Source organism: Alicycliphilus denitrificans K601, assembly GCF_000204645.1.
Lineage (GTDB): Bacteria > Pseudomonadota > Gammaproteobacteria > Burkholderiales > Burkholderiaceae_C > Alicycliphilus > Alicycliphilus denitrificans.
Map to the genome: position 1 here is coordinate 2,674,471 of NC_015422.1, position 24,575 is coordinate 2,699,045.

General features: G+C 70.8%; 21 protein-coding genes and 1 pseudogene. 6 read left to right on the forward strand and 16 right to left on the reverse strand.

The annotated features are described in order from the left end of the window. Nucleotides 1-19 precede the first annotated feature (19 nt). Nucleotides 20-2,124 (forward strand): annotated as a pseudogene (locus tag ALIDE2_RS12760) (transglutaminase TgpA family protein). After that, the gene (mltB, locus tag ALIDE2_RS12765) at nt 2,121-3,191 is read left to right on the forward strand and encodes a lytic murein transglycosylase B (protein ID WP_013722220.1); all 1,071 of its coding nucleotides are present in this window, start codon (nt 2,121-2,123) and stop codon (nt 3,189-3,191) included. Before ALIDE2_RS12760 ends, mltB begins: the two are co-directional and overlap by 4 nt. Nucleotides 3,192-3,200: 9 nt before the next feature. On the opposite strand, the gene ALIDE2_RS12770 is transcribed toward mltB, so the two are convergent. The 6 genes from ALIDE2_RS12770 to ALIDE2_RS12795 are packed head-to-tail and all read right to left on the reverse strand — an operon-like array spanning nt 3,201 to nt 8,650. Beyond that, nucleotides 3,201-4,205 (reverse strand): transketolase family protein, encoded by a 1,005-nt coding sequence (locus ALIDE2_RS12770; RefSeq protein ID WP_013519195.1) that lies wholly within the window; start codon nt 4,203-4,205, stop codon nt 3,201-3,203. A 14-nt stretch (nt 4,206-4,219) separates the two neighbouring features. Beyond that, a complete protein-coding gene (locus ALIDE2_RS12775; RefSeq protein ID WP_013519196.1) occupies nt 4,220-5,047 on the reverse strand; it encodes a transketolase in 828 nt (275 codons plus the stop codon). Nucleotides 5,048-5,069: 22 nt separating this feature from the next. Beyond that, nucleotides 5,070-6,329, reverse strand: coding sequence for a TRAP transporter large permease (locus tag ALIDE2_RS12780; protein ID WP_013722221.1), 1,260 nt, complete (start codon nt 6,327-6,329; stop codon nt 5,070-5,072). Then, nucleotides 6,326-6,826 carry a TRAP transporter small permease gene (locus ALIDE2_RS12785; RefSeq protein ID WP_013519198.1) on the reverse strand — a complete coding sequence of 167 codons (501 nt, stop codon included), beginning with the start codon at nt 6,824-6,826 and terminating at the stop codon, nt 6,326-6,328. The genes ALIDE2_RS12780 and ALIDE2_RS12785 overlap by 4 nt, the downstream gene beginning before the upstream one ends. 54 nt (nt 6,827-6,880) lie before the next feature. After that, the gene (locus tag ALIDE2_RS12790; RefSeq protein ID WP_013722222.1) at nt 6,881-7,864 is read right to left on the reverse strand and encodes a TRAP transporter substrate-binding protein; all 984 of its coding nucleotides are present in this window, start codon (nt 7,862-7,864) and stop codon (nt 6,881-6,883) included. A gap of 36 nt (nt 7,865-7,900) precedes the next feature. Then, a complete protein-coding gene (locus ALIDE2_RS12795) occupies nt 7,901-8,650 on the reverse strand; it encodes an SDR family NAD(P)-dependent oxidoreductase (RefSeq protein ID WP_013722223.1) in 750 nt (249 codons plus the stop codon). 140 nt (nt 8,651-8,790) lie between these two features. Here ALIDE2_RS12795 and ALIDE2_RS12800 point away from each other — a divergent pair, with 140 nt between their 5' ends. The 3 genes from ALIDE2_RS12800 to ALIDE2_RS12810 all read left to right on the forward strand — a co-directional run bounded on the left by ALIDE2_RS12800 (nt 8,791) and on the right by ALIDE2_RS12810 (nt 12,781). Beyond that, the gene (locus ALIDE2_RS12800) at nt 8,791-9,669 is read left to right on the forward strand and encodes a LysR substrate-binding domain-containing protein (protein WP_013519201.1); all 879 of its coding nucleotides are present in this window, start codon (nt 8,791-8,793) and stop codon (nt 9,667-9,669) included. A gap of 152 nt (nt 9,670-9,821) precedes the next feature. After that, nucleotides 9,822-11,804, forward strand: coding sequence for a transketolase (gene tkt / locus ALIDE2_RS12805; protein ID WP_013722224.1), 1,983 nt, complete (start codon nt 9,822-9,824; stop codon nt 11,802-11,804). 14 nt (nt 11,805-11,818) lie between these two features. Further along, nucleotides 11,819-12,781, forward strand: coding sequence for a D-2-hydroxyacid dehydrogenase (locus tag ALIDE2_RS12810; protein WP_013722225.1), 963 nt, complete (start codon nt 11,819-11,821; stop codon nt 12,779-12,781). 19 nt (nt 12,782-12,800) lie between these two features. On the opposite strand, the gene ALIDE2_RS12815 is transcribed toward ALIDE2_RS12810, so the two are convergent. After that, nucleotides 12,801-13,715 carry a LysR family transcriptional regulator gene (locus ALIDE2_RS12815; RefSeq protein WP_013519204.1) on the reverse strand — a complete coding sequence of 305 codons (915 nt, stop codon included), beginning with the start codon at nt 13,713-13,715 and terminating at the stop codon, nt 12,801-12,803. A 114-nt stretch (nt 13,716-13,829) separates the two neighbouring features. Between ALIDE2_RS12815 and ALIDE2_RS12820 the strand changes: the two genes are divergently transcribed. Then, nucleotides 13,830-14,921 carry a YeiH family protein gene (locus ALIDE2_RS12820; protein WP_013722226.1) on the forward strand — a complete coding sequence of 364 codons (1,092 nt, stop codon included), beginning with the start codon at nt 13,830-13,832 and terminating at the stop codon, nt 14,919-14,921. 1 nt (nt 14,922) lies between these two features. Here ALIDE2_RS12820 and ALIDE2_RS12825 read toward each other — a convergent pair whose 3' ends face one another. The 9 genes from ALIDE2_RS12825 to ALIDE2_RS12865 form a co-directional block, all read right to left on the reverse strand. Then, entirely contained in the window at nt 14,923-16,200 is a 1,278-nt protein-coding gene (locus tag ALIDE2_RS12825) for a branched-chain amino acid ABC transporter substrate-binding protein (protein ID WP_013722227.1), read from the reverse strand. Nucleotides 16,201-16,232: 32 nt separating this feature from the next. Continuing rightward, nucleotides 16,233-17,045, reverse strand: a complete 813-nt coding sequence (locus ALIDE2_RS12830) for a DUF2242 domain-containing protein (protein WP_013722228.1) — start codon at nt 17,043-17,045, stop codon at nt 16,233-16,235. Between the two features lie 118 nt (nt 17,046-17,163). Continuing rightward, a complete protein-coding gene (locus tag ALIDE2_RS12835; RefSeq protein ID WP_174764549.1) occupies nt 17,164-18,372 on the reverse strand; it encodes an ABC transporter permease in 1,209 nt (402 codons plus the stop codon). Continuing rightward, nucleotides 18,372-19,127, reverse strand: coding sequence for an ABC transporter ATP-binding protein (locus ALIDE2_RS12840; RefSeq protein ID WP_013519209.1), 756 nt, complete (start codon nt 19,125-19,127; stop codon nt 18,372-18,374). The genes ALIDE2_RS12835 and ALIDE2_RS12840 overlap by 1 nt, the downstream gene beginning before the upstream one ends. Then, nucleotides 19,124-20,473 (reverse strand): efflux RND transporter periplasmic adaptor subunit, encoded by a 1,350-nt coding sequence (locus ALIDE2_RS12845; RefSeq protein WP_013722229.1) that lies wholly within the window; start codon nt 20,471-20,473, stop codon nt 19,124-19,126. The genes ALIDE2_RS12840 and ALIDE2_RS12845 overlap by 4 nt, the downstream gene beginning before the upstream one ends. Beyond that, nucleotides 20,470-21,876: an efflux transporter outer membrane subunit gene (locus ALIDE2_RS12850; RefSeq protein ID WP_013722230.1), complete on the reverse strand. Its 1,407-nt coding sequence runs from the start codon at nt 21,874-21,876 to the stop codon at nt 20,470-20,472. The genes ALIDE2_RS12845 and ALIDE2_RS12850 overlap by 4 nt, the downstream gene beginning before the upstream one ends. A gap of 122 nt (nt 21,877-21,998) precedes the next feature. Continuing rightward, nucleotides 21,999-23,042: a tRNA (adenosine(37)-N6)-threonylcarbamoyltransferase complex transferase subunit TsaD gene (gene tsaD, locus ALIDE2_RS12855; RefSeq protein WP_013519212.1), complete on the reverse strand. Its 1,044-nt coding sequence runs from the start codon at nt 23,040-23,042 to the stop codon at nt 21,999-22,001. A gap of 22 nt (nt 23,043-23,064) precedes the next feature. Then, nucleotides 23,065-23,502, reverse strand: a complete 438-nt coding sequence (locus tag ALIDE2_RS12860) for a CBS domain-containing protein (protein ID WP_013519213.1) — start codon at nt 23,500-23,502, stop codon at nt 23,065-23,067. A gap of 84 nt (nt 23,503-23,586) precedes the next feature. Next, nucleotides 23,587-24,228 carry a DUF937 domain-containing protein gene (locus tag ALIDE2_RS12865; protein ID WP_013722231.1) on the reverse strand — a complete coding sequence of 214 codons (642 nt, stop codon included), beginning with the start codon at nt 24,226-24,228 and terminating at the stop codon, nt 23,587-23,589. Between the last annotated feature and the right edge of the window lie 347 nt (nt 24,229-24,575).

The window sequence follows — 24,575 nt, forward strand, 5'->3', positions numbered from 1 at the left end:
CAAATAGGCCTCAAGCCCAATGCCAGCAAGCGCCAGCAGCTACATATCGAATAGCGGGGGCCAGCCATGAACCTGGCAGGCCGCCTCGCCCGCCTGCCGCGCGAGGCGCGCGACACGCTGTTCCTGCTGGCCGTCGTAGCCTGCTGCATCGCGCCGCTGGCCGCCCACATACCGCCCTGGGCCAGCGCCATGGCGGCCACGCTGCTGGCCTGGCGCGGCTGGCTGGCCGGCAGCGGGCGGCCCCTGCCCGCACGCTGGATCATGGCCGTGCTGCTGGTGCTGGCAGTGCTGCTCACGCTGGTGTCGCACCGGACCATCGTGGGGCGCGACGCGGGCGTGACGCTCATCGTCATGCTGCTGGCGCTCAAGACGCTGGAGCTGCGTGCGCGGCGCGACGCCATGGTGGTGTTCTTCCTGGGCTTCTTCACGCTACTGGCCAACTTCTTCTTCTCGCAGTCCCTGCCCACGGCCGCCGCCATGCTGGTGGCGCTGCTGGGGCTGCTCACCGCCCTGGTCAACGCCCACATGCCCGTGGGCCGGCCGCCGCTCGCCCTCGCCATGCGCACGGCCGGGCGTATGGCGCTGCTGGGCGCGCCCATCATGGTGCTGCTGTTCGTGCTGTTCCCGCGCATGGCGCCGCTGTGGGGCATGCCCGCGGACAAGCCCGGCGCGCGCAGCGGCCTGTCGGGGCAGATGCGCATCGGCAGCATGGCATCGCTGGTGCTGGACGATTCCGTGGCCCTGCGCGTGCGCTTCGACACGCCCGGGGGCGAGCCCCCGCCGCCGGGCCAGCTGTACTTCCGCGGCCCGGTGCTCACGGCCTTCGACGGGCGCGACTGGTTCGCCCTCTCCCAGCCCGAGGCGCAGGCCATCACCTGGGCCCGGCCCAGCCCGGCCCAGCTGCGCGTGCAGGGCCCGCCGCTGCGCTACGAACTCACGCTGGAGCCGCACCAGCGCCCCTGGCTGCTCACGCTGGACGCGGCCAAGGCCGCGCCCGCGCTGCCGCCGGGCCAGTGGGCCCAGATGTCGCCCGAGCTGCAGTGGAACGCCAGCCGCCCCGTCACCGGCGTGCTGCGCTACCGCGCCGAGAGCCACCTGCGCTTCACCCACGGCCCGCTGCGGCGCACGCCCGAGATGCGCGCCTACGTGCAGCTGCCAGCAGGCCTGAACCCGCGCACCCTGGCCCTGGCGCGGCAGATGCAGGCCGACCGGCAGCTGGCCGGCGGCGGCACCCAGGCCCTCGTGGACGCCGCCCTGCAGCGGCTGCGCAGCGGCGGCTACCACTACACGCTGGATCCCGGCGTGTACGGGGACGAGCACACGGCCGACGAGTTCTGGTTCGACCGCAAGGAGGGCTTCTGCGAGCACATCGCCTCGGCCTTCGTGGTGCTGATGCGCGCCATGGACGTGCCTGCGCGCATCGTCACCGGCTACCAGGGGGGCGAGCTCAACGCCATCGACGGCTACTGGACGGTGCGCCAGAGCGACGCCCACGCCTGGACCGAAGTCTGGATGGAAGGCCGCGGCTGGGTGCGCGTGGACCCCACGGGCGCCGTCTCCCCGGGCCGCATCGGCCAGCTGCAGCGCCTGCAGGCACGGCGCGGCGTGTTCGGCACGGCCGTGGGCGCGGTCGTCAGCCCCATGCTGCTGCAGGACCTGCGCGCCGTCTGGGAGGCGGTGAACAATGGCTGGAACCAATGGGTGCTCAACTACACCCAGGGGCGCCAGCTCGACCTGCTCAGGTCGCTGGGCCTGCAGTCGCCCGGCTGGCAGGACCTGGTGCGCCTGATGGGCCTGCTGGTCTGCGCGGCCGCCGTCATCGGCCTGGGCTGGGCGCTGTGGGAACGCCGCCGCCAGGACCCCTGGCAGCGCCTGCTGCAGCAGGCGCGCCAACGCCTTGCGCGCGCCGGCCTGCCTCTACCGCCCCACCTGCCGCCGCGCAGCATGGCCGCGCAGGCGCGCGCCCGGCTGGGTCCGAGCGCCGAGGACGCCGCGCAGTGGCTGCTGCGCCTGGAGCAGGCCCGCTACGCCCCGCGCCCCGCCGCCGCCCTGCCCCGGCTGCGGCGCGAACTCGCCCGCCTGCGCTGGCCCGCGGCACAATCGCGCGGCACAGACACGCCATGACATCCCTGATCGTAAAAACTATTTTTTTGATAGCTACAAGCGCTTTATCAGTGAGCGCTACAGCCAAAAACGACCACAAGAAACACGTCGCCAAGGCGGCGCCCGCCCAGCACTATGCCCAGCGCGCGGAGGCCATGCGGTTCGCCGACGACCTGGCCGAGCGCCGCGGCCTGGACCGCGAATGGGTGCGCCAGGCCATAGGCCAGGCCCGGCTGCTGCGCGAGGTGCCGCGCCTGGTGCTGCCGCCGCCCAGGGGCGTGCCGAAGAACTGGGCCGCCTACCGCGCGCGCTTCGTCGAGCCTGTGCGCATACGCGCCGGCCTGCGCTTCTGGCAGGACAACGCCGAGGCCTTGGCGCGGGCCGAGCGCGAATATGGTGTGCCGGCCGAGATCATCGTCGGCATCATCGGCGTGGAGACCCTCTACGGCCAGCACATGGGCGGCTACCGCGTGATCGACGCGCTGGCCACGCTGAGCTTCGACTTCCCCGACGCCCACCCGCGCGCGGCCGAGCGGCGCGCCTTCTTCCAGCGCGAGCTGGAGCAGTTCCTGACCCTCATGGACCGCACCGGCATCGACCCGCACGACCCGCGCGGCAGCTACGCCGGCGCCATGGGCATGGGCCAGTTCATGCCGTCGAGCTGGACGCGCTGGGCCGTGGACTTCGACGGCGACGGCCGCATCGACCTGTGGCGCAGCGCGCAGGACGCCATAGGCTCGGTGGCCAACTACTTCGTGGGCCATGGCTGGACGGCCGGCATGCCCACGCACTACGCCGTGCGGTTCGACACCGCCGGCCTGCAGCTGGACGAACTGCTCGCCCCCGACATCCTGCCCACCTTCAGCGCCGCCGGCATGGCGGCCAAGGGCGCTCAGGTGCAGGGCGAAGGCGCGCACCACGCCGGCCCCCTGGCCCTGGTGGAGCTGCAGAACGGCGCCGACGCACCCAGCTACGTGGCCGGCACCGAGAACTTCTACGCCGTCACGCGCTACAACTGGTCGAGCTACTACGCCATGGCGGTAATCGAGCTGGGGCGGGCCGTGGCGGCGCAGCGGGCGGTTCCCTGATGCATCAGTTCAGGCCAGCCAGGCCTTGAGCGATTCCGCCACCTTCGCGGTGGAGATGCCGTAACGGTCGTGCAGCGTGGGCAGAGCGCCCGCATCGAGGAAGGTGTCCGGCAGCGCCAGCATGCGAAAGCGCGCGGGCGTCACGCCTTCCTGCAGGAGCAGGCTGGCCACGGCCTCGCCCAGGCCGCCCACGGCGGAGTGGTTCTCCGCCACCACCACGAGGCGCCCCGGGCGCCGCGCCTCGGCCAGGATGGTCGCGGCATCCAGCGGCTTGATCGTGGGGCAGTGCAGCACCGCCACGCCGACCTTGTCGCCGGCAAGCTGCCGGGCCGCCTCCAGCGCGCGCATGGTCAGCAGGCCGCTGGAGATCACGAGCACGTCCGCGCCGTCGCGCAGCAGCTTGGCCTTGCCGAGCTCGAAGCGGTAGTCGTACTCGTCCAGCACCAGGGGCACGTTGCCGCGCAGCAGGCGCATGTAGACGGGGCCGGCATGCTCTGCGATCTGGGGCACGGCCTGCTCGATGTCCAGCGCGTCGCAGGGATCGACCACGGTCAGGCCGGGAATGGCGCGCATCATGGCCAGGTCCTCGGTGGCCTGGTGGCTCGGGCCGTAGCCCGTGGTGAGGCCGGGCAGCGCGCAGCAGATCTTGACGTTGAGGTTCTCCTCGGCGATCACCTGGTGGATGAAGTCGTAGGCGCGCCGCGTGCCGAACACGGCATAGGTGGTGGCGAACGGCACCAGGCCCGTCTTGGCCATGCCGCCGGCCGCCCCCATCAGGAGCTGCTCGGCCATGCCCATCTGGAAGAAGCGCTCGGGGTAGGCCTGGGCGAACAGGTGCAGGTCGGTGTACTTGGCCAGATCGGCGGTCATGCCGACGACCTCGGGCCGCGTGGCCGCGTATTCCACCAGCGCCTTGCCGAAGGGCGCGGCCTTGACGCGCTGGCCCTCGTCGGCGATGGAGGCGATCATGGCCGAGGTGGTCAGGCGCGGCTTCTTTTGCGTTGCGGTGTTCATGCTCTCTCCCGGTCTCAGGGGCGGTTAGCGTCCAGCGCGTCGAGCGCCTGCTGCCATTCGGAGGGTTCCACGCGGATGAAGTGGTTCTTGTCGCGCGCCTCCAGGAAGGGCACGCCCTTGCCCATCAGCGTGTCGCAGAGGATGACGCGCGGCCTGGATTCGGCCAGGTTGCGCGCGGTGTCGAAGGCGCGCACCACGGCGGGCAGGTGGTTGCCGTCCACGCGCTGCACGTGCCAGCCGAAGGCCGCCCACTTGTCCGCCAGCGGCTCGAAGCCCATCACCCTGGAGGAAGGGCCGTCGGCCTGCTGGTTGTTGATGTCCACGATGCAGACCAGGTTGCCCAGCCCATGGTGGGCGGCGGACAGGGCGGCCTCCCAGGTCGAGCCCTCGTCCAGCTCGCCGTCGGACATGGAGTTGTAGACGAACGCCGGGTTGCCCCGGTGGCGCAGCCCCAGCGCCATGCCCACGGCGATCGGCAGCCCCTGGCCCAGCGAGCCGCCCGACATCTCCATGCCCGGCGTGTAGCTGGCCATGCCCGACATGGGCAGGCGGCTGTCGTCGCTGCCGTAGGTCTCCAGCTCGGACTCGGCAATGATCCCGGCCTCGATCAGCGCGGCGTAATGGGCGATGGCGTAGTGGCCGTGCGAGAGCAGGAAGCGGTCGCGCCCGTCCCACTCGGGGTCGTCGGGCCGGAAGTCGAGGGCGTGCGCATAGGCCGTGGCCAGCACGTCGGCATAGCCCAGGGCCTGGCCGACGTAGCCCTGCCCCTGGACTTCGCCCATGCGGACGGCATGGCGGCGGATCCGCCACGCGGCCTGGGCAATGTGTTGGAGGTTGCTCATGGAATGTCTCCGGTTGGAGGGGTCAATGCAGGGTCAGCCACGGCAGGTAGGCAAAGCCCAGCAGCAGCGCCAGCGCGACCACGTAGAAGGGAATCAGCTCCTTGACCACGTCGCCGATGCGCACCTTGGCGATCGAGCTCGTGATGAACAAGGTGGTGCCTATGGGCGGGTGGTACAGCCCGATGGACAGGTTCACGATCATCATGATCCCGAGCTGCACGGTGTCCATGCCCACGGCCGAGGCCAGCGGCACGAACATGGGTGTGAGCAGCAGCACGGCCGCGGGCAGGTCGATGAACATGCCCGTGGCGAGCATGATCAGGTTCATTGCCAGGATGATCAGCCAGGGCGACTGCAGCGTCTCCTTGGCGTACTGCGTGAAGGCGGCGGGCAGCTGCTCGTAGGTCACGATCCAGCCCACGACGCTGGAGGCCATGATGATGAGCAGCACCACGCCGGTGGAGATGCCGGCCTCCACGGCCGCGGCCTTGAGCTTGGCCACCGTCAGGTCGCGGTAGACGAGACCCGACACCACCAGCGCATACAGCGTGGACATCACGCTCACCTCGGTCGGCGTGGCGATGCCGAAGCGCAGGAAGATGACGATCAGCACCGGCATCGCCAGGGCCGGGCCCGCATGCAGCAGTTGCTGCCGGAAGGCGGGCCATACGAACGGCGTGGTGTCGCGCGGGAAGCCGCGGCGGCGCCCCTGCACGTAGCACACGGCCATGAAGCCGCCGCACATCAGCAGGCCCGGCAGGATGCCCGCGACGAACAGCGCGCCGATCGACGCGCCCGACACCAGCGCGTAGACGATCATCGGGATCGACGGCGGGATCAGGATGTCGATGGTGGCCGCCGCCGCCAGCGTGCCCGCCGCGAACGGCGCGGGGTAGCCCAGCCTCTTGAGCCACGGGATCAGCATGGAGCCGATGGCCGAGGCATCGGCCACGGCCGAGCCGGACACGCCGCCAAAGATGGTGGACGACAGCACGCCCACCTGGGCCGGGCCGCCGTGCACGCGGCCGATCATCATGGAGAGCAGGTTGACCAGGCTCTGGCCCAGGCGGCCGCTGACCATCAGCGCACCCGTCATCATGAAGAACGGGATCGCGATCAGCGGGAAGCTCTGCGTCTGCGTGATCATCTGCTCCACCGCCAGGTGCACGGGCACGCGGTCGATGATGAGCAGGCCGCCGACCGAGGCCAGAACGAGCGCATGCGCGATGGGTATCGAGGCCAGCGCGGCCACGACGAACAGACCGATGATGAGGATGGTCATGCGTCGGCTCCTATCTCGTCATGCGCCTGGCCGCTCCAGATCTGGGGCAGCCGGCACAGCGTCACGATGGTCAGCATCACGAAGCCCAGCAGCAGGCAGCCCACGCTGACGGAGCCCGGCACCTGCATGATGGGGGTGAGCTCGTCGGCCGCGATCTCGAACACCGGCCACGCCGCCCAGGACAGGCCCAGGTACAGCGCCACCACCACCAGGGCACCGGCCGTGAGCACCCAGCGGCGCGCAGCGCCCAGCCTCTGCGTGAGCAGCACGACGGCGATGTGCGAGCCGTGCTGCGCCGCCAGCACCACGCCGGCCATGATCATCCAGGGGAACATCAGCTCCGGCAGCTCCGAAGCCCAGGCCAGGCTGGTGCCGGCCACGTAGCGCAGCACGACGTTGACGCTCAGGATCACGAACACCACCGACATGGTCACGTACAGCACGGCGTGGCACCACCAGGCGATGACGGCGTCCACCGCTCTCAGAAGAGAGTTCATAAGGGTCTCCTTGCGGGAGCGCCGGCTGGCGCGCCCGGCACGCTACGAGGGGGATCAGCGGCTGGCCTGCTGCACACGGCCCACAAAGGCGCCGATGGGGCTTGCCAGCCACTTCGTGTAGACCGGCTTGGTGGCCTCCACGAAGGCCGCGCGGTCCACCGCATCGACCTGCACGCCCTTGGCCTTGAGCTCGGCGACCAGCTTGTCGTCGATCTCCTTGTTGAGCTGGCGCTGCAACTGCGTCGCCTCGGCGGCGGCCTCCGTGACGGCCTGCCTGTCGGCCGGCGCCATGCGGTCCCAGGTGCGCTTGCTCATCAGGAAGGGCGTGCTCTCGTACTTGTGCCCCGTGAGCGAGATGTATTTCTGCACTTCGTAGAGCTTGGCCGAAACGATGTTGGTCAGCGGGTTCTCCTGCCCGTCGACCACGCCTTGCTGCAGCGCCACGTACAGTTCGGAGAATTTGATCTGCTGCGCATCGGCCCCCATGGCATGCATGATGTCCACGGTCACAGCATCGGGCGGCGTGCGCATCTTCAGGCCCTTCATGTCGGCGGGCGCCTTGATCGGCCGCTTGCTGTTGGACATCTGGCGCACGCCGTTGTCCCACAGGCCCAGCAGCACCATGCCCTTGGCGGCCGACTTGTCCGCCAGCTCCTTGCCGATGGGGCCGTCCATCACGCTCCAGGCCTTCTGCACGTCGGCGAAGAGGAAGGGCATGCCCAGCGCGGCGTACTCGGGCACCACGGCGGCCACGGCTCCCTGGCTGTTGGCCGAGAAGTCCAGCGTGCCCGAGCGCAATGCCGTCACCATAGCCGCATCGTCGCCGAGCTGCGCGGAGTGGGCCACCTGGATCTCGATGCGGCCCTGGGTCTTGGCCTTCACCGCCTCGGCGAACTTCACGGCCGCCACGTGGCGCGGGTTGTCCGGCGGGTTGCCGTGCGCCAGCGTGAGCTTGACGGCCTGGGCCGAGGCCAGCGGCGCGCCGGCCGCGAGAATGGCGGCCAGCAGGGTGCGGCGAAGAAGGGGGGTGCGTTGCATGGTTTGTCTCCTTGTCGTTGCTATGTATGGATTCGTTCAATGGATCAGCATGCCGCCGTTCACGTCCAGCGTGACGCCCGTGCAGTACTTGGCCAGATCGCTCGCCAGAAACACGACGCAGCCGGCCACATCGGCGGGCTCGCCGATGCGCGCCAGCGGTATGCCGTCCAGGATGCCCTGGCGCTTGTCGTCGGGGATCTTTCCCTTGTTGATGTCCGTGGCGATGAGGCCCGGCGTCACGCAGTTGACGCGGATGTTGCTGCCCCCGTATTCGCGCGCCATGGCGCGCGCCAGGCCGAGCACGCCGGCCTTGGCCGCCGAGTAGTGCGGCCCGCCCAGGATGCCGCCGCCACGCTGGGCCGAGACGGACGAGATGCAGACGATGGCGCCGCTCTGCTGTGCCAGCATGGCGGGCAGCACGGCCTGCGACGCATACAGCGTGCCGCGCAGGCTCACGTCCAGGATGCGGTCGTAGTCAGCGCCCGTGATGTCGAGGAATTTGGCCGGCTGGGTCACGCCCGCGTTGTTCACCAGGATGTCGATGCGGCCATAGCGGGCCTGGACGGCGGCCGCGGCGGCCTCGCACGAGGCCTTGTCGGTCACGTTGGCCACCACGCCCATGTGGCCTTCGCCCAGGCGCGCGGCGGCGGCCTGCGGGTCGGCCGCGGCCAGGTCGAGGATGGCCACCCTGGCGCCCTGCTCCCCCATCATGCGGGCGGTGGCGAAGCCCAGTCCATTGATCCCTGCGCCGCCGGTAATGACGGCCACTTTGTCCTTGAGCAGCATGCGTGTCTCCTTGTGCGTGAACTGCGTTGCGAGTGGGCGGATTCTGGGTGGGGCCTCCCTTGAGCACAAACGATATAAACTCATGGTCGATTCAATTTCGTTCATGTTGCAGCGCAATAAATGAACGTGCCTCATCCATCGTGATCCCACCGCTCAGCGCCCTCCAGGCCTTCGAGGCCGTCGCCCGCCGCCGCAGCTTTTCCCTGGCGGCCACCGAACTGCACCTGACCCCCTCGGCCATCAGCCACCAGCTGGCCAAGCTGGAAAACCTGCTCGGCGTGCGGCTGTTCGAGCGCTCGTCGCGGGGCGTGGACCTGACGCCCGCGGGCCACAGCTACCTGCAGCGCGTGGGCAATGCGCTGGGGGCCATCAGCACGGCGACCGACGCTCTGCGGCACGGCGTGCAGGACTCGCTGTACCTGCACTGCAGCCCGAGTTTCGCGAGCCTGTGGCTCATGCCGCGCATCGCGCGCTTCGCTCAGCGCAACCCGGGGATCTCGCTGGTGCTGTCGGCCTCGCACGTGCATTCGGACTTCCAGCTCGGCCTCGTGGACCTGGACATCCGCTACGGGCTGCCCACCTGGCCGCACCTGGAGGTCGAGCCCATCTTCTCCGAGAAGGTGCTGCCGCTCGCGAGCCCCGAGTTCATCCGCCGCCACGCCCTGCACACGCCGCAGGACCTGCTGCAGGTGCCGCTGATCCAGTCCATGATCAACGTCGCGCAATGGCCGGAATGGTTCGCCCGCTTCGAGCCCGCGCACCGGCCGGAGCGCATCGCCCTGAAGTTCGACCGGGCCATGATGAGCCTGGACGCGGCCGTCCAGTCGCTGGGCGTAGCGCTGGAGAGCGCCTGCCTGGGACAGGCACACATCGCCAGCGGCCGGCTGCAGCCCGTGTTCGGCGACGAGATGAGCCTGGAGGTGCAGGCCCATTTCCTCGTGTACCCGGCGCGCCATGCCGCGCGGCCGGAGGTGAGGATGTTCCTCGACTGGATCCGCGAGGAAGCCAGGGCCTGTTGACACTGCGGAAGGGGTCGGTGTGGATGAATGGCGTTCATCCACCGCTGAATATTCATCGCTTGTATTCAACCTGTGGGCACCAAAGAATCGCGCCTGTTCTTTCAACCCACAGGAGACAGGCGCCCGCCCGCCACGGGCGGCGCGCCGCCACCATGAGCGCACATCCGCTGCAGCCCTTGGCGCATGCCATCCGCTTTCTTTCCATCGACGCCATCGTGCGCGCCGCCGAGGGGCACCAGGGCGTGCCGCTGGGCATGGCCGAGATCGCGACCGCCCTCTACACCGGGCACCTGAAGTTCGACCCTGCCGACCCGGCGTGGTGGGACCGCGACCGCGTGGTGCTCTCCAACGGCCACGGCTCGATGCTGCTGTACGCCCTGCTCCACCTGACCGGCTACGAGCAGATCGGGCTCGACCAGATACAGCGCTTTCGCGAGCTGGGCTCGCGCTGCGAGGGCCACCCCGAGCGCAATCCGGCCCACGGCATCGAGGTGACCACGGGGCCGCTGGGCCAGGGCATCGCCAACGCCTTCGGCATGGCGGTGGCCGAGGCCTACCTGAGCGCCCGCTTCGGCAGCGGCCTGGTGGACCACTTCACCTACGCCTTCGTCGGCGACGGCTGCCTGCAGGAAGGCGTGGGCCAGGAGATGATCTCCCTGGCCGGCCACCTGCGCCTGGGCAAGCTCGTCCTGCTGTGGGACGACAACCGCATCACCGATGACGGCAGCACGCAGCTGTCCATCAGCGAGGACGTGGCCGCCCGGTTCCGGGTCGCCGGCTGGCATGTCGCCGAGGTGGACGGCCACGACATCGACGCGGTGTCCGCGGCGCTGGCGTTGGCGCGCAAGGACGAACGCCCCTCCTTCATCGCCTGCCGCACCACCATCGCCAAGGGCATTCCGCGCCTGGAAGGCCAGCGCGGCGGGCACAGCGCCCGCCTCTACGAGCAGGACGCCCAGGAGGCCCGCGCGCTGCTCGGCTGGCCCCACGGCCCGTTCGAGGTACCCGCCCCCGTGCTCGACGCCTGGCGCGCGGCCGGACGGCGCGGCGCCGGGGCGCGTGTCGCATGGCGGCAGCGCCTGGATGCCCTGCCCGATGCCGAGCGCCGGGAGTTCTGCCGCGTCATGAACGGCGAACTGCCCGCGGGCTGGCAGCAGGTGCTGCGGGACTACAAGCAGCGCGCCGTGGCAGCGCCCCAGGAGACCGGCGGCATCCTCATCTCGGCCGAGATCAACGAACTGCTCGCGCCCGTGATCCCCGAGCGCATGGTCGGCTGCGCCGACCTGGAGGCGCCGACGAGCCACAAGCGCAGCCTGGCCGCGTTCACCGCCACGGACCGCTCGGGCGCCTACGTGCACTGCGGCGTGCGCGAGCATGTCATGGGCGCCATGGCCAACGGCATGGCCGCGCACGGCGGCATCGTGCCGCTGACCGTGACCTACCTCGCGTTCTCGGACTACGAGCGCCCCGCCATGCGCATGGCCGCGCTCATGGGGCTGCCAGTCAAGTTCGTGTTCAGCCACGACTCCATCGGCATCGGCAAGAACGGCCCCACGCACCAGCCCGTGGAGATCCTGGCCTCGCTGCGCGCCATGCCCAACATGCTGGTGATGCGCCCCGCCGATGCGGTCGAGGCAGCCGAGTGCTGGGAAGCCGCCATGGCCCACGCCACCGGCCCCGTGAGCCTGGTCTTCGCGCGGCAGAACCTGCCCCTGGTGCGCACGGCCCATGCGCCCGAAAACCTCAGCGCGCGCGGCGGCTACGTGCTGCGCGAGGCGGCGTGCGGCGCGCGGCAGGTCACGCTGCTGGCCACGGGCTCCGAAGTGACCCTGGCGCTGGCCGCGCGCGAGGCGCTGGAGCAGGCCGGCATCGCCACGGCCGTCGTCTCCCTGCCCTGCTGGGAACTGTTCGACCAGCAGGACGCCGCCTACCGCCGCGAGGTACTGGGCAGCGGCGTGCGCGTCGGCGTCGAGGCGGCCTGCCGCCTCGGCTGGGACGCCTACCTGGGAGACAGGGGCGGGTTCGTGGGCATGACGGGCTTCGGCGCCTCGGGCCCGGCGGATGCGCTATACAAGCTTTTCGACATCACGCCCGAAGCCGTCGCCCGCGAGGCGCGCCGCCTGCTGGCCGCTTGAAAGAAGGCCCCGCCATGAAGATCGTCTTCCTCGACCGCGAAACCATTTCCCCCCGGACCCACGTGCGCCGACCCGCGTTCGACCACGAGTGGGTGGAATACCCCCGCACCGGCCCCGCCGAGGCGGCCGAGCGCCTGCGCGACGCCGACGTAGCCATCGTCAACAAGGTCAGGCTGACGGCGGACGTGCTCGCCCAGGCACCGCGCCTGCGCCTGATCGCCGTGGCCGCGACGGGCACCGACAACATCGACCTGGCCGCCTGCCAGGCCCGGGGCATCGTGGTCAGCAACATCCGCGGCTACGCCACGCACACGGTGCCGGAGCACACGTTCGCGCTGATCTTCGCGCTGCGGCGCAGCATCTGCGCCTACCGCGACGCCGTGCGCGCGGGCCGCTGGCAGCAGGCGGATCAGTTCTGCTTCTTCGACCACCCGATCCGCGACCTGGCGGGCTCCACGCTGGGCGTTGTCGGCGATGGCGCGCTGGGCCAATCGGTGGCCGCCATGGGCCGGGCGCTGGGCATGCGCGTGCTGATCTCGGGCCACAAGGGCCGCACCGGCCAGGGCCGGCTCTACACCCCGTTCGAGGAGACGCTGCGGCAGGCCGACGTCCTCACGCTGCACTGCCCGCTGAACGATCGCACGCGCAACATGATCGCGGCGCCCGAGTTCGCGCAGATGGAGCGCAGCCCCCTGCTGGTCAACACGGCGCGCGGCGGGCTGGTGGACGAATCGGCCGTGGGCCCCGCGCTGGATGCCGGGCAGATCTCCGGCGCAGCGTTCGACGTGACCAGCGTGGAGCCTCCGCCGGCCGACCACCCGTTCATGGCACTGCTGGACCGCCCCAACTTCATCCTGACGCCCCACGTGGCCTGGGCCAGCGCCGAGGCCATCCAGGCACTCGCAGATCAGTTGATCGACAACATCGAGGCGTTCGTCGCCAGCAGGCCGACGAACGTGGTGGAGCCCAGGGCCTGACATTGGCCTGCTGCCCGGATCAAGCGGGTTCGCCCTGTGCGTGCGTCTGGCAGGCCTGCACGAATGCCGCCAGCGCGGGCGAATGCTGCTGCCCCATGCGCTGCAGCAGCGAAAAATGACGCCATATGCGCGGCAGCAGCGTGGGCAGCAGCACCAGTTCGCCAGCGTCGAGCAGCGGCTGCACCAACACGCGCGACAGGCAGCTGATGCCCAGGCCCTGGGCCACGCAGCGCGCGATGGCCTCGGAGCTGCCCAGCGTGGCGGCCGAGGGCAGCTGGTGCAGGCGCGGCAGCAGCGCATGCTCGACCATCTCGCGCGTGCCCGATCCCTGCTCGCGCAGCAGCCAGCGCGCGCCGCGCAATGCGGCCGGCCCCAGCGGCCGGGCCCGCGCAGCCTGCGCCAGCGGATCGTGCGGCGCCGCGACGATGACCAGTTCGTCGCGCCGCCAGGGCCGCACCTGCAGCCCCTGCCAGTGGCTGGCGCCCTCGATCAGTCCCAGGTCGGCATCGAGCGCCTGAACGGCCTGGGCCACCTCGCGCGTGTTGCCGATCTGCAGGTCTACGCTCACCTGCGGGTGGCTGCGCGCAAATGCCGCCAGCACATGCGGCAGCACATAGCTGCCGATGGTGGTGCTGGCCGCCACGCGCAGGCGCACCGACAGGCCCGCGCCCTGCGCGCCAAAGGCTTGCTCGATGGCGCGCGCCTGCTCCAGCAGCGCCAGCGCCTGGGGCAGCAGCGCACGCCCGGCGTCGTTGAGCACCAGGCCGCGGCCCACGCGCTCGAACAGGGGCGCGCCCAGGCACTGCTCCAGCTGCTGCAGCGCCGCGCTCGTGGCCGACTGCGACAAGGCCACCACCTGGGCCGCGGCCACCGTGGAGCCGCTTTGCGCCACGGCGTTGAAGATCTCGATCTGGCGCAAGCTTAGATGGAGCATGGTATCAACCGGTTTTACAGGTAGGTTTTACATAAATTATTAGTTATACAAATATAACTATTTTTTCTAGAGTCGGCACCAGCCGTACCGGCCCATTGCGCCGCGGCTGCCACCATGACCCTTGCCTCACACCCCTCCTCCACCCTTGCCTCCTTAACCGGCAGTCCGGTACGCTGGCTGCCGGGGCTGCTGCTGATCGGCGCCATGGCGGCCGCCGCGCTGTGGCTGGCAGGGCAGCCCTTCTTCGCCCGGCATGGCCTGGGCATGCTGACGCTGGCCATCGTGCTCGGCCTTCTACTGGGCAATACCGTGTACCCGCGCCTGGACCAGGCCTGCGGCCCCGGCGTGGGCCTGGCCAAGCAGCAGTTGCTGCGCGCGGGCATCGTGCTGTATGGCCTGCGCTTGACCTTCCAGGACATCGCCGTCATGGGCTGGGGCGGCGTCGCCGTGGACGCCCTGGTGCTGGCCAGCACCTTCGGGCTGGCCAGTTGGCTGGGCCAGCGCGTCCTGGGGCTGGACCGGCGCACCACGCTGCTCGTCGGCGCGGGCAGCTCCATCTGCGGCGCGGCCGCCGTGCTGGCGACGGCGCCCGTGGTCAAGGGACGCGCCCAGGATGTGGCCGTCGCCGTGGCCACCGTGGTGGTGTTCGGCACGCTGGGCATGTTCCTGTATCCCGCGCTGTACCACTGGAACGCCTCCTGGGACTGGATAGACATGAATGCGCAGCAATACGGCCTCTACGTGGGCGCCACGGTACACGAGGTAGCGCAGGTGGTGGCCGCGGGCGCAGCCATCGGCCCCGAAGCCGCCGCCACCGCCGTGATCGCCAAGATGACGCGCGTGATGATGCTGGCGCCCTTCCTGCTCGTCCTGTCCTTCTTCCTGGCGCGCGCACGGCACGGCGCGGCTGCAGGCCAGAAGGATGCAGGCGGCAGCCGGGCCATCACCATTCCCTGGTTTGCCCTGGGCTTCGTGGCCATGGCCGGCGTGAACTCGCTGGACATGCTGCCCGATGCGGTGGTGCGGGCCGGCGTGCGCCTGGACGACCTGCTGCTGGCCATGGCCATGGCGGCCCTGGGCCTCACCACCCATGTGCGCGCAGTGCGCGCCGCGGGACTCAGGCCGCTGCTACTGGCCGCCGCGCTGTTTGCCTGGCTGCTGGGGGCGGGGCTGCTGCTGAGCCGTTACCTGCCGCAGTGGCCTTGAATCAGGGCCGCTGCATGCGGCAGGTGCTGGGCATCTGCGCCTTGTCCGCCGGGATCTGCCGCACCACGCGGAAGCCGTAGCCCGAGCCCTCCACGTCGAACTTCACGCCCGGCGCATCCAGCCGGTCCATCACGCCCACGACGAGGGGTTGCTGGAACTGGTGGTCCTGCGCGCGCATGCGGCCCGCCTGGCCGTACAGGGTCACGCTGGCGTGCTCCAGCGCGCGCGCCACTGGCAGCGCGTCGGTGCTGCCGGCCTGCTGCATGGCCTGGGCCAGGGCCTCGACCATGAGCTGCATGCGCATGTGCACGTAGTCGTCCTGCGGCTGCGGGAAGCGTGCGCGGAAGGCCCGGTAGAAGTCCTCGCTGCCCTTCGTGGGCAGGTTGGGCAGCCAGTCGGCCACGGCCACCACCTTGCCAACGCCGGCGTCGCCCAGGGCGGCGGGCGCGCCCAGGGCGTTGCCGTAGAAGGTGTAGAACATGCCGTCGTAGCCCACCTCGCGCGCGGCCTTGACGAGCAGCGTGAGGTCGTTGCCCCAGTTGCCGGTGATAACGGCCTGCGCGCCGCTGGCCTTGATCTTGACGGCATAGGGCGCGAAGTCCTTCACGCGGCCCACAGGGTGTAGTTCGTCGCCGACGACCGCGACGTCGGGGCGCTGGGCGGCCAGCTGCCGGCGGGCCTCGCGCAGCACGGCCTGGCCGAAGCTGTAGTCCTGGCCGATCAGGTAGACGCTCTTGAGCGCCCGGTCCTCGCGCATCACGTCCATGAGCGCGGCCATTCGCATGTCGGCATGGGCGTCGAAGCGGAAGTGCCAGAAGCTGCACTTGTCGTTCGTGAGCGCGGGATCGACCGCCGAGTAGTTGAGGAACACCACGCGCCTGCCCGGCTCGCGCTGGTTGTGCTTGTTGATGGCCTCGATGAGCGCGGCGGCCGTGGCCGAGGAATTGCCCTGCAGCACGAAGTGCGCCCCATCGTCAATGGCCGCGCGCAGGGCCGACAGCGCCTCCTCGTTCGTGCCCTTGCTGTCGTAGCGCGCCAGCTGCAGCGGCTTGGCGCCGCCCGGCAGCGGCACGCCGCCGCGCGCGTTCACGCGCTCCATGGCCCAGACGATGTTGCGGAATACCGCCTCGCCAGTGTTGGCAAAGCTGCCGGACAGGCTTTCGATGAGCGCGACCCTGATGGGCGCGCCGGTGGCGGACCGGGGCTGGGCGCCGACAGCCAGGGGCAGCAGCGCCAGAGCACAGGCGCGGATGGCCTGGCGGCGTGACGGAAGGGGCATGGGAAGACTCAAGGAGAAGAAAAGGAGGCCCACTACTGGGCCATGAGCTGCTCGATGGACTGCGGCGCCGGCTGCTCCGCTGGCGCATCGGCCGCCGCCGCGCGCTCCTGCTGGGGCAACTGGCTGGCGCTGGCGGCGGGCTCCGGCACGGCGGCCGTGGTGGCCGGCGCCGGCGCCGGCGCCGGCGCGGGGGCAGTGGCCACTGGCACCGGCAACTGTACGCTGGCGGTGCCGGCGGGCGCCATGGGCACGTAGCGCTCGAAGAGCTGGAAGAAGCGTTCGTAGAATTGCACGTCGGTGATGGTCTCGCTGCCCACCTTGACCAGGGTGTCGTCAGTGGCGGAGACGGGCAGCGACACCGAGCCTATGCCGCCCACGCCCAGCGAGGCCGAGTTGTTGACCTTCTTGATCACGTAGCGATCCTGCAGCGCGCTGGCGAAGGCCGAGGTGCGCACGTCCCCCTGCCCCTCGGGGGCGCAGACCACGCGCATTTCCACCTCGTAGTGCACGTCGGCCTGGGGCTGGTAGTACTTGCGCCCGGCCACCATCTCGGCGCTGGCCGTGTTCACCAGGTAGCCCTGGCTCAGCAACGCGCGGCGCGCGGCCTCGCAGGTGCGCGCCTGCGAGGCCAGGACATGGCGCGTGTGCATGCTGGTACTGTCGAAGTCGTTGGGGGTGAATTGCAGGTTGCGCTCCAGCCCAGGCATGGCCTCGGGCAGCCGCGCGCAGCCCGCCAGTAGAAGGGCGCAGGCCAGCAGGCCCGGGCGCCGGCCCAGGGGCGTGGAAGGAAGGGGCAGGAATCGAATCACGGGAGCCAAGCAAAAAAATCCGCAGCAGGGCCGCATTGTGAATGCCCGTCGCACAGGCGCCGGGCAAGCGCCCGGACAGCCTCTTTTTTACTATCGAATAATGAGCTAGAAGCGCTTTTCCACAAAGCGCAGAGGGCATATTTTACGAATAACCCTATTCATGGCGCAGTGCCTCGATGGGATCGAGCCGCGCCGCGCGCCGCGCGGGGAAGAAGCCGAACAGCACGCCTATGCCCGCCGAGAACACGAAGGACAGCAGGTTCACGCCCGGGTGGAACACGTAGGGTATGCCCATGGCCTTGGACAGCGCCACGGACGCCCCCGCGGCCAGCACGATGCCGATGAGCCCGCCCAGCGCCGCCAGTACCACGGCCTCGATGAGGAACTGCATGAGCACCTCGCGCTCGAGCGCGCCTATGGCCAGGCGCAGGCCGATCTCGCGCGTGCGCTCGGTCACGCTCACCAGCATGATGTTCATGATGCCTATGCCGCCCACCAGCAGGCTCACGGCGGCCACGGCGCCCAGCAGCGTGGTCATGACGCGCGTGGTGCCCGAGAAGGTGTCGGCCAGCTGCTTGGTGTCGAGCACGTTGAAGTTGTCGTCGTCGGACTCCGAGAGCTTGCGCCGCTCGCGCAGCAGCTCGGTCAGGCTGGACTTCACGCGCTCGGGGTCGCTGCCGTCCTGCATCGACACCAGCAGCGTGGGCACGCGCGTGCTGCCGATCACGCGGCGCTGCAGCGTCTTGAGCGGCAGCAGCACCAGGTCGTCCTGATCGTTGCCGAACGCGCCCTGCCCCTTGGAAGCGAGCACGCCCACCACCTCGCACGAGAACTGGCGCACGCGCACGCGCTCGCCCAGCACGTCGGCGCCGGCGCCGAACAGCTCGCGGCGCACTGTCTGGCCTATGAGGCACACGGCCGCGCCCACGCGCTGCTCGTCGCTGGTGAATTCGCGCCCGCTCGCGAGCGTCCAGCTGCCCGTCTGCAGCCAGGCGTTGGTGCTGCCCAGCACGCTGGTGGTCCAGTTGCGCCCGCCCGCCACGGCGGTGGCGCTGGTGCGCGCCTCGGGCGCGACGGCCAGGATGCCGCCAATCTGCTGCGCGATGGCGTCGGCATCCACGTCCTTGAACGCGGGCGCGCCGCTGCCGCCGCCCGGCCCCATGCGCTGGCCCGGGCGCACCTGCAGCAGGTTGGTGCCCAGGCTGGCGATCTGGGCCTGCACGGCCAGCGTGGCGCCGTTGCCCAGCGTGACCATGGTGATCACCGCGCTCACGCCGATCACGATGCCCAGCACGGTGAGGAAGGAGCGCATCAGGTTGCGCCTTATGGAGCGCAGCGCGAGCAGCAGGGAGTTGAGCAGCATCATGGCGCCATCGCCTCCTGCGCCAGCGCATAGGGGCGCGGGTTGCGCGTGTCGCTGTCGATGCGGCCATCGACGAAGCGCACGATGCGCCTCGCGTACTGCGCCATCTCCGGTTCGTGCGTGACCATGAGCACGGTGATGCCCTGCTCGGCATTGAGGCGCCATAGCAGTTCCATGATCTCGCGGCTGCGCTGCGTATCCAGGTTGCCCGTGGGCTCGTCGGCCAGCAGCACGGCGGGCTCGCTGACGATGGCGCGCGCGATCGCCACGCGCTGCTGCTGCCCGCCCGACAGCTCGGCGGGCGTGTGGTGCTCCCAGCCCTTGAGGCCCACCGACTCCAGCGCGCGCGCAGCGGCCGCATGGCGCGCCGCCGCGCTCTCGCCGCGGTAGAGCAGCGGCAGCTCCACGTTCTCCTGCGCCGAGGTGCGCGCCAGCAGGTTGAAGCCCTGGAACACGAAGCCCATGAAGCGCCGGCGCAGCCGCGCGCGGTCGTCGCGCGACAGCGACTGCACGGGCACGCCGCGGAACAGGTAGCTGCCCACGCTGGGCCGGTCCAGGCAGCCGATCACGTTCATGGCCGTGGACTTGCCCGAGCCGCTCGGGCCCATGATGGCCACGAACTCGCCGCCGGCGATGTCCAGGTCCACGCCCTTGAGCGCCTGGAAGGCCAGCGCGCCCTCGCCATAGACCTTGGTGATGCCACGCAGGCGGATCAGCGGCTGCGCATCGGCCAGCGCACCCATGGGCGCATTCATGAGCGCGCCCCCGCGGCGAGCTGGTCGGTGATGACCTGCATGCCCGGCTGCAGCGCGTCGCTCTCGACCTCGGTCACGCGCCCGTCGCTGATGCCCACCTTGACGTGGATGGCCCTGGGCGCGCCGTCCTCCAGCACCCAGATCTGGCGCAGCGCGGCGCCGCCCTTGGCGCCGCCCTCCCCTCTGCGCTGGCCCGCCGAGCGCGGCATGCGCGGCATGAGCTGGCCCATGATGCCGCCGCCGGCCTTGTCGCCGCTGGCCGCCGGCCCCGGCACGGCGGCGCCGACCGCGGCCACGGGCGTGAAGCGCAGGGCCGTGTTGGGCACGGTGAGCACGTCGTTCCTCTCGGTGGAGGTGATGGTGGCCGCGGCCGTCATGCCGGGGCGCAGGCTCAGGTCGGCGTTGTCCACCTCCAGGTAGGTGATATAGGTCACCACGTTGTCGGTCTTGATGGAGCCGAAGGCCACGCGCGTGGTGCGCGCCGGATAGGGCCGCGAAGGGTAGGCGCTGACGGTGAAGCTGGCCTGCTGGCCCGGTTGCACGGCGCCCACGTCGGCCTCGTCCACGCTCACCTCCAGGCGCAGCCGGGACAGGTCCTCGGCCAGCGTGAGCAGCGTCACCGCCTGCAGCGACGCGGCCACGGCGTTGCCCGGCTCCACCGCGCGCGACAGCACCACGCCATCGATGGGCGAGCGGATCGAGGCCTTGGTGACGTTGGTCTCGTCGGTGGCCAGGGCGGCCCTGGCGTCCTGCACGCTGGCGTGCGCGGCGGCCTCGTCGGCCAAGGCGCGGTCGTAGGCGGCACGGCCTGTGTCGAGCTCCGCGGCCGAAGGCACCTTGCCGCCCGACAGGCGCGCCACCTCTTCGAGCCGCGCGAGGCTCGCGCGCGCCTCCTTGACGGTGGCCGCGGCCTGCGCCAGCCGCGCCTGCGCCGACGCCACGGAGGCGCGCGAGCGCAGCACCTGCGCTTCGAGCTTGGTGGTGTCCAGCTCCACCAGCACCTGGCCCTTCTTGACGGCGTCGTTCACGTCCACCAGCACGCGGCGCACCGTACCCGAGAGCTCGCTGCCGATGTTCACCGAGCGCGTGGGCTGCAGCGTGCCGTTGGCGGCCACGGTCAGCTTGACCTGGCCGCGCTGCACCGGCTGCGTGACGTAGCGCGGCGCGGCCTTGGCGCGCTTGCCGGCCTGCCAGTACCACCAGCCGCCGGCCGCGGCCGCCAGCGCCAGCACGGCGAGCCAGAGGGTGATGCTCTGCCACCAGCGCCGGCCCAGGCCGTCGCCCAGGAGGGACTGCAGGTCCTGCGCGGCGGGCGCGGCGGGGTTGGTCGTTCGTTTCTCTGTCATGGTTCCTGTCCTTGGGGCCCTGCCTCCCTGGGGGCCTGCCAGCCGCCGCCCAGCGCCTTGTACAGGCGCACGTGGTTGGTGCTCGCGCTGGCCACCGTGCCGGCCACGCCGTCCTGCGCCGTCAGCAGCGTGCGCTGCGTGTCCAGCACCGTCTGGAAATCCACCAGGCCGCTGGCGTACTGGTGCTGCGCCAGCAGCGCCGCGTTGCCCGCCGCCTCGGCGGCGGCCTCCAGGCGCGCGAGCCGCTCGCGGTCACCCTGCAGCGCCACCAGGGCGTCCTCCACGTCCTTGAGCGCACCCAGCACCGCGGCCTCGTAGCCCACGCGCGCCTGCTCCAGCGCCGCCTCCTGCGCGCGCACCTGGGCGCGCAGCGCGCCGCCGTCGAACACCGGCAGCGACACGCTGGCCAGCAGCGAGGCCGCCGTAGCGCCGCCGCCCGTGAGCGCGCCCAGCGAAAGCGCCTTCAGGCCCAGCGTTCCGCCCAGGCGCAGGCTGGGCAGGCGCTGGGCCTCGGCCTGGGCCACGCGTTCCCAGGCGGCGCGCACGCCCAGCTCTGCCTGACGCACGTCGGGGCGCTGGCGCAGCGTGTCGGCGGGGAAGGCCAGCGCCAGTTCGGCGGGGGCCTGCGGCACGGGCGCGCTGGCGGCCAGGGCCTGGTCCAGCGCCGCGGGCGGCTGGCCGGTGAGCACCGCCAGCGCATGGCGCGCCTGGGCCATACCCGCCTGCAGCGCGGGCAGCTGGGCAGCCGTCTGCTCGACGATAGTGCGCGCCTGCTGCTCGGCCACCGCGCTGGCCAGGCCTGCCTGCACGCGCCACCCGGTGATCTGCGCCGTCTCACGCTGCGCCGCCAGGTTGCTCTCGGCGATCTGCAGGCGCTGCTGCTGGCTGCGCAGGCTGATGTAATTCACGGCCACCTCGGCCGCCAGCGCCACCTGGGCGGCGGCCACGCCCGCCTCGGCCGCCAGCAGGTCGGCTTCGCCGGCGCGCACGCCGCTCGCGATGCGGCCGAACAGGTCGGGCTCCCAGCTCGCGTCCAGCCCCAGCTGGAAGCTGTTGCCCGTGGCGCCGTTGCTGCGGCTGCGCTGCGCCGAGCCCGAGGCGTCCAGCGACGGCAGCATCCCCGCCGCCTGCACGTCGCGCTGGGCGCGTGTCTGCTCCACGGCCGCACGGGCGCTGCGCACGCTGGTGTGGGCCTGCAGCGCCTGGGTGACCAGGCCCGTGAGCTGCGCATCGCCCAGCTGCTGCCACCATTGGGTGAGGTCGTCCGCGGGCCGCGCGGCAGGCGCCTGCACCGCGCCCTGGCCGGCCCAGGCGCCGGGTACCGGCACGCTGCCGTCCGGCGCCGGCGGCAGGCGCGTGGCGCAGCCGGCCAGCACCAGGGCCGCGAGCAGCGGCGCGCACATGCGCGGCGCGGGCCATGGGCGGGAAGAGTCGGAAGGATCGGAAGGCGGGGCAGGCAGCATGCTGCGCATTGTTACAACACAGTTTGTAGCCCCCGCCAGCGCGGGATGAACTTTTGTAAAGGTCAGGACGCGATCGCGTCCAGCGGCCAGCGCGGCTTCACGTCGAATGCGTAGTTGCGATTGGCCTGCTGCTGGCCCGACTGCAGCCGCATGGCCGCGGCCATGGCGATCATGGCGCCGTTGTCGGTGCACAGGTGCAGCTCGGGGTAGTGCACGCGCACCCGGCGCGCCGCGCAGGCGGCGTCGAGTTGCTCGCGCAGCAGCCGGTTGGCGCCCACGCCGCCGGCCACCACCACGCGCCGCATGCCGGTCTGGTCGATGGCCGCCAGGGTCTTCCTGACCAGCACCTCGACGATGGCGGCCTGCGTGCTCGCGGCCAGGTCGGCCTTGCGCGCCGCCAGTTCATCGCCCAGCTTCTTCGCCTGCGTGAGCACGGCGGTCTTGAGCCCGGCGAAGGAGAAATCCAGGTCGCCGCTGTGCAGCAGCGGCCGCGGCAGCTTGAAGGCCTTGGCGTCGCCCTGCTCTGCCAGGCGCGACAGCGCCGGCCCGCCGGGGTAGCCCAGGCCCAGGAGCTTGGCCGACTTGTCGAAGGCCTCGCCGGCCGCGTCGTCTATGGTCTCGCCCAGGATCTCATAACGGCCCACGCCGTCCACGCGCATGAGTTGGGTGTGCCCGCCCGAGACCAGCAGCGCGACGAAGGGGAACTCGGGCGGATCGCTGCTCAGGAACGGCGACAGCAGATGCCCTTCGAGGTGATGCACGCCCAACACGGGCCTGTCGAGCGCGGCTCCCAGGGCGCAGGCCACGCCCGCGCCCACCAGCAGCGCGCCCGCCAGGCCCGGCCCGCGCGTGTAGGCCACAACGTCCACGTCGGCCAGGCGCTGGCCCGCCTCTGCCAGGACCGCTTCGGTCAGCGGCAGCACGCGACGGATGTGGTCGCGGCTGGCCAGCTCGGGCACCACGCCGCCGTAGTCCTGGTGCATCGCTATCTGGCTGTGCAGCGCATGCGCGAGCAGCGTGGGAACGGCATCGCCGCCCCGCCCACGCACAAGGGCCACGCCGGTTTCGTCGCAGGAGGATTCGATGCCCAGGATCAGCAGACTCATGCCTGCGAGTGTAGTCCGGGGCTCAGCGTGCACCCGTGATGTAGCGCTCCATCTCGGTGATGATGAACTGCTGCTCGGAGATCACGCTCTTGACCAGGTCGCCGATGGACACCAGCCCCACCACGCGCCCCTCGTCCACCACGGGCAGGTGACGCAGGCGGTTTTCCGTCATCAGGGCCATGCATTGCTCGGCGCTGTGCGAGGGGTGCACGAAGCGCACCGCGCGCGTCATGACCTCGCGCACGGGCGTGTCGACCGAGGCGCGGCCGAGCAGCACCACCTTGCGGGCGTAGTCGCGCTCGGTAAAGATGCCCGCGATCTGCTCGCCCTCCATGACCAGCAGCGCGCCGATGTGCTTCTCGGCCATGAGCCGCAGGGCGGCGAGCACAGTGTCCGATGGCGCGACGCAGTGCACCTGCGCGTCGGGCTTGGACTTGAGAATTTCTGCAACGGTTGTCATGGCGGCCTCCCAGGCTGTGAAGTGAAGCGAAAGCTTAGCCGAAAGTGCCCGCCGAACCGATGCCGAGATGCAAACGGATACCGCTCAGCGCCGCCCGCCCAGCAGGTTGGCACCGATCTTGACCAAATCCCCCAGACCCACCTGGCCGTCGCCGTCCTGGTCCAGCAGGCTGCCCAGCAGGTCGCCGCCCGGCGTGCCCGTGCGCTGGGCGCGGGCGCGCTCCTGGCCGAGCATCTGCCCGAGGCCGCCCGCATCCATGCCGCTGGAGCTCACGCGCTGCGCGAGGAAGGACATGACGATGGGCGCCAGCATCTGCAGCAGCCGGCCGGCATCCACCCCCTGGCCCGTGCTCTGGCCCAGGGCGGACTCGGCCCGCTCGCGGCTGCCGCCGAAGATATGGCCCAGGATGGCCGCGCCGGCATCGCCGCCCAGGGCCGCGCCGCCGCCGCCGAGCAGGGAGCCCAGCAGCCCGCCCAGGTCCATGGCCGGCTGGGGCGCGGCGGGCATGTGGTCGCGCTGCAGCGCACCGAACAGGGATTCGGCGCCCTGCGCATCCTGCGCGTTGCGGCCCAGGGCGCCCAGCAGCATCGGCAGCGCCATGGCCACGGCGCTTTGCGTTTCAGCGTGGCCGGTGCCCAGTTGCCGGGAGATGTCCTGCAGGGGCGCACCCTGCAGTTGCTGCATCAGCTGTTCGGCCAGCAGCGGCGTGGAGTCGGGGGTATTCATGGTGGCGTTCCTTCCATAGAAGCGGCGCGCACGGGCCGCACGCCCACATGGTATGCCGGCCCGCGCCGGCCGTGCGGGACATGCCGCCGCCCGCGACCGAAGTTGACAATCGCGGTCGGCTATTCTTCAACTTTGATAGCTATTAGCGCTTACCCCATAAGCACTACGCGCATTTTCCCTTTAAATTTCCGGCGCGTACCGCGCGCAGCCTTGCATGGCGCGGCGCACCCCTGCGGCCTGAGGCGCATACCCTGGAGAATGTAAAGAAAAATGAAGAGATACCTCCCGGGGAGCAGTCCTGGCACCGATGTGCGACATTCTGTGTTCGGCCGGGGCCTGCCCCCGGC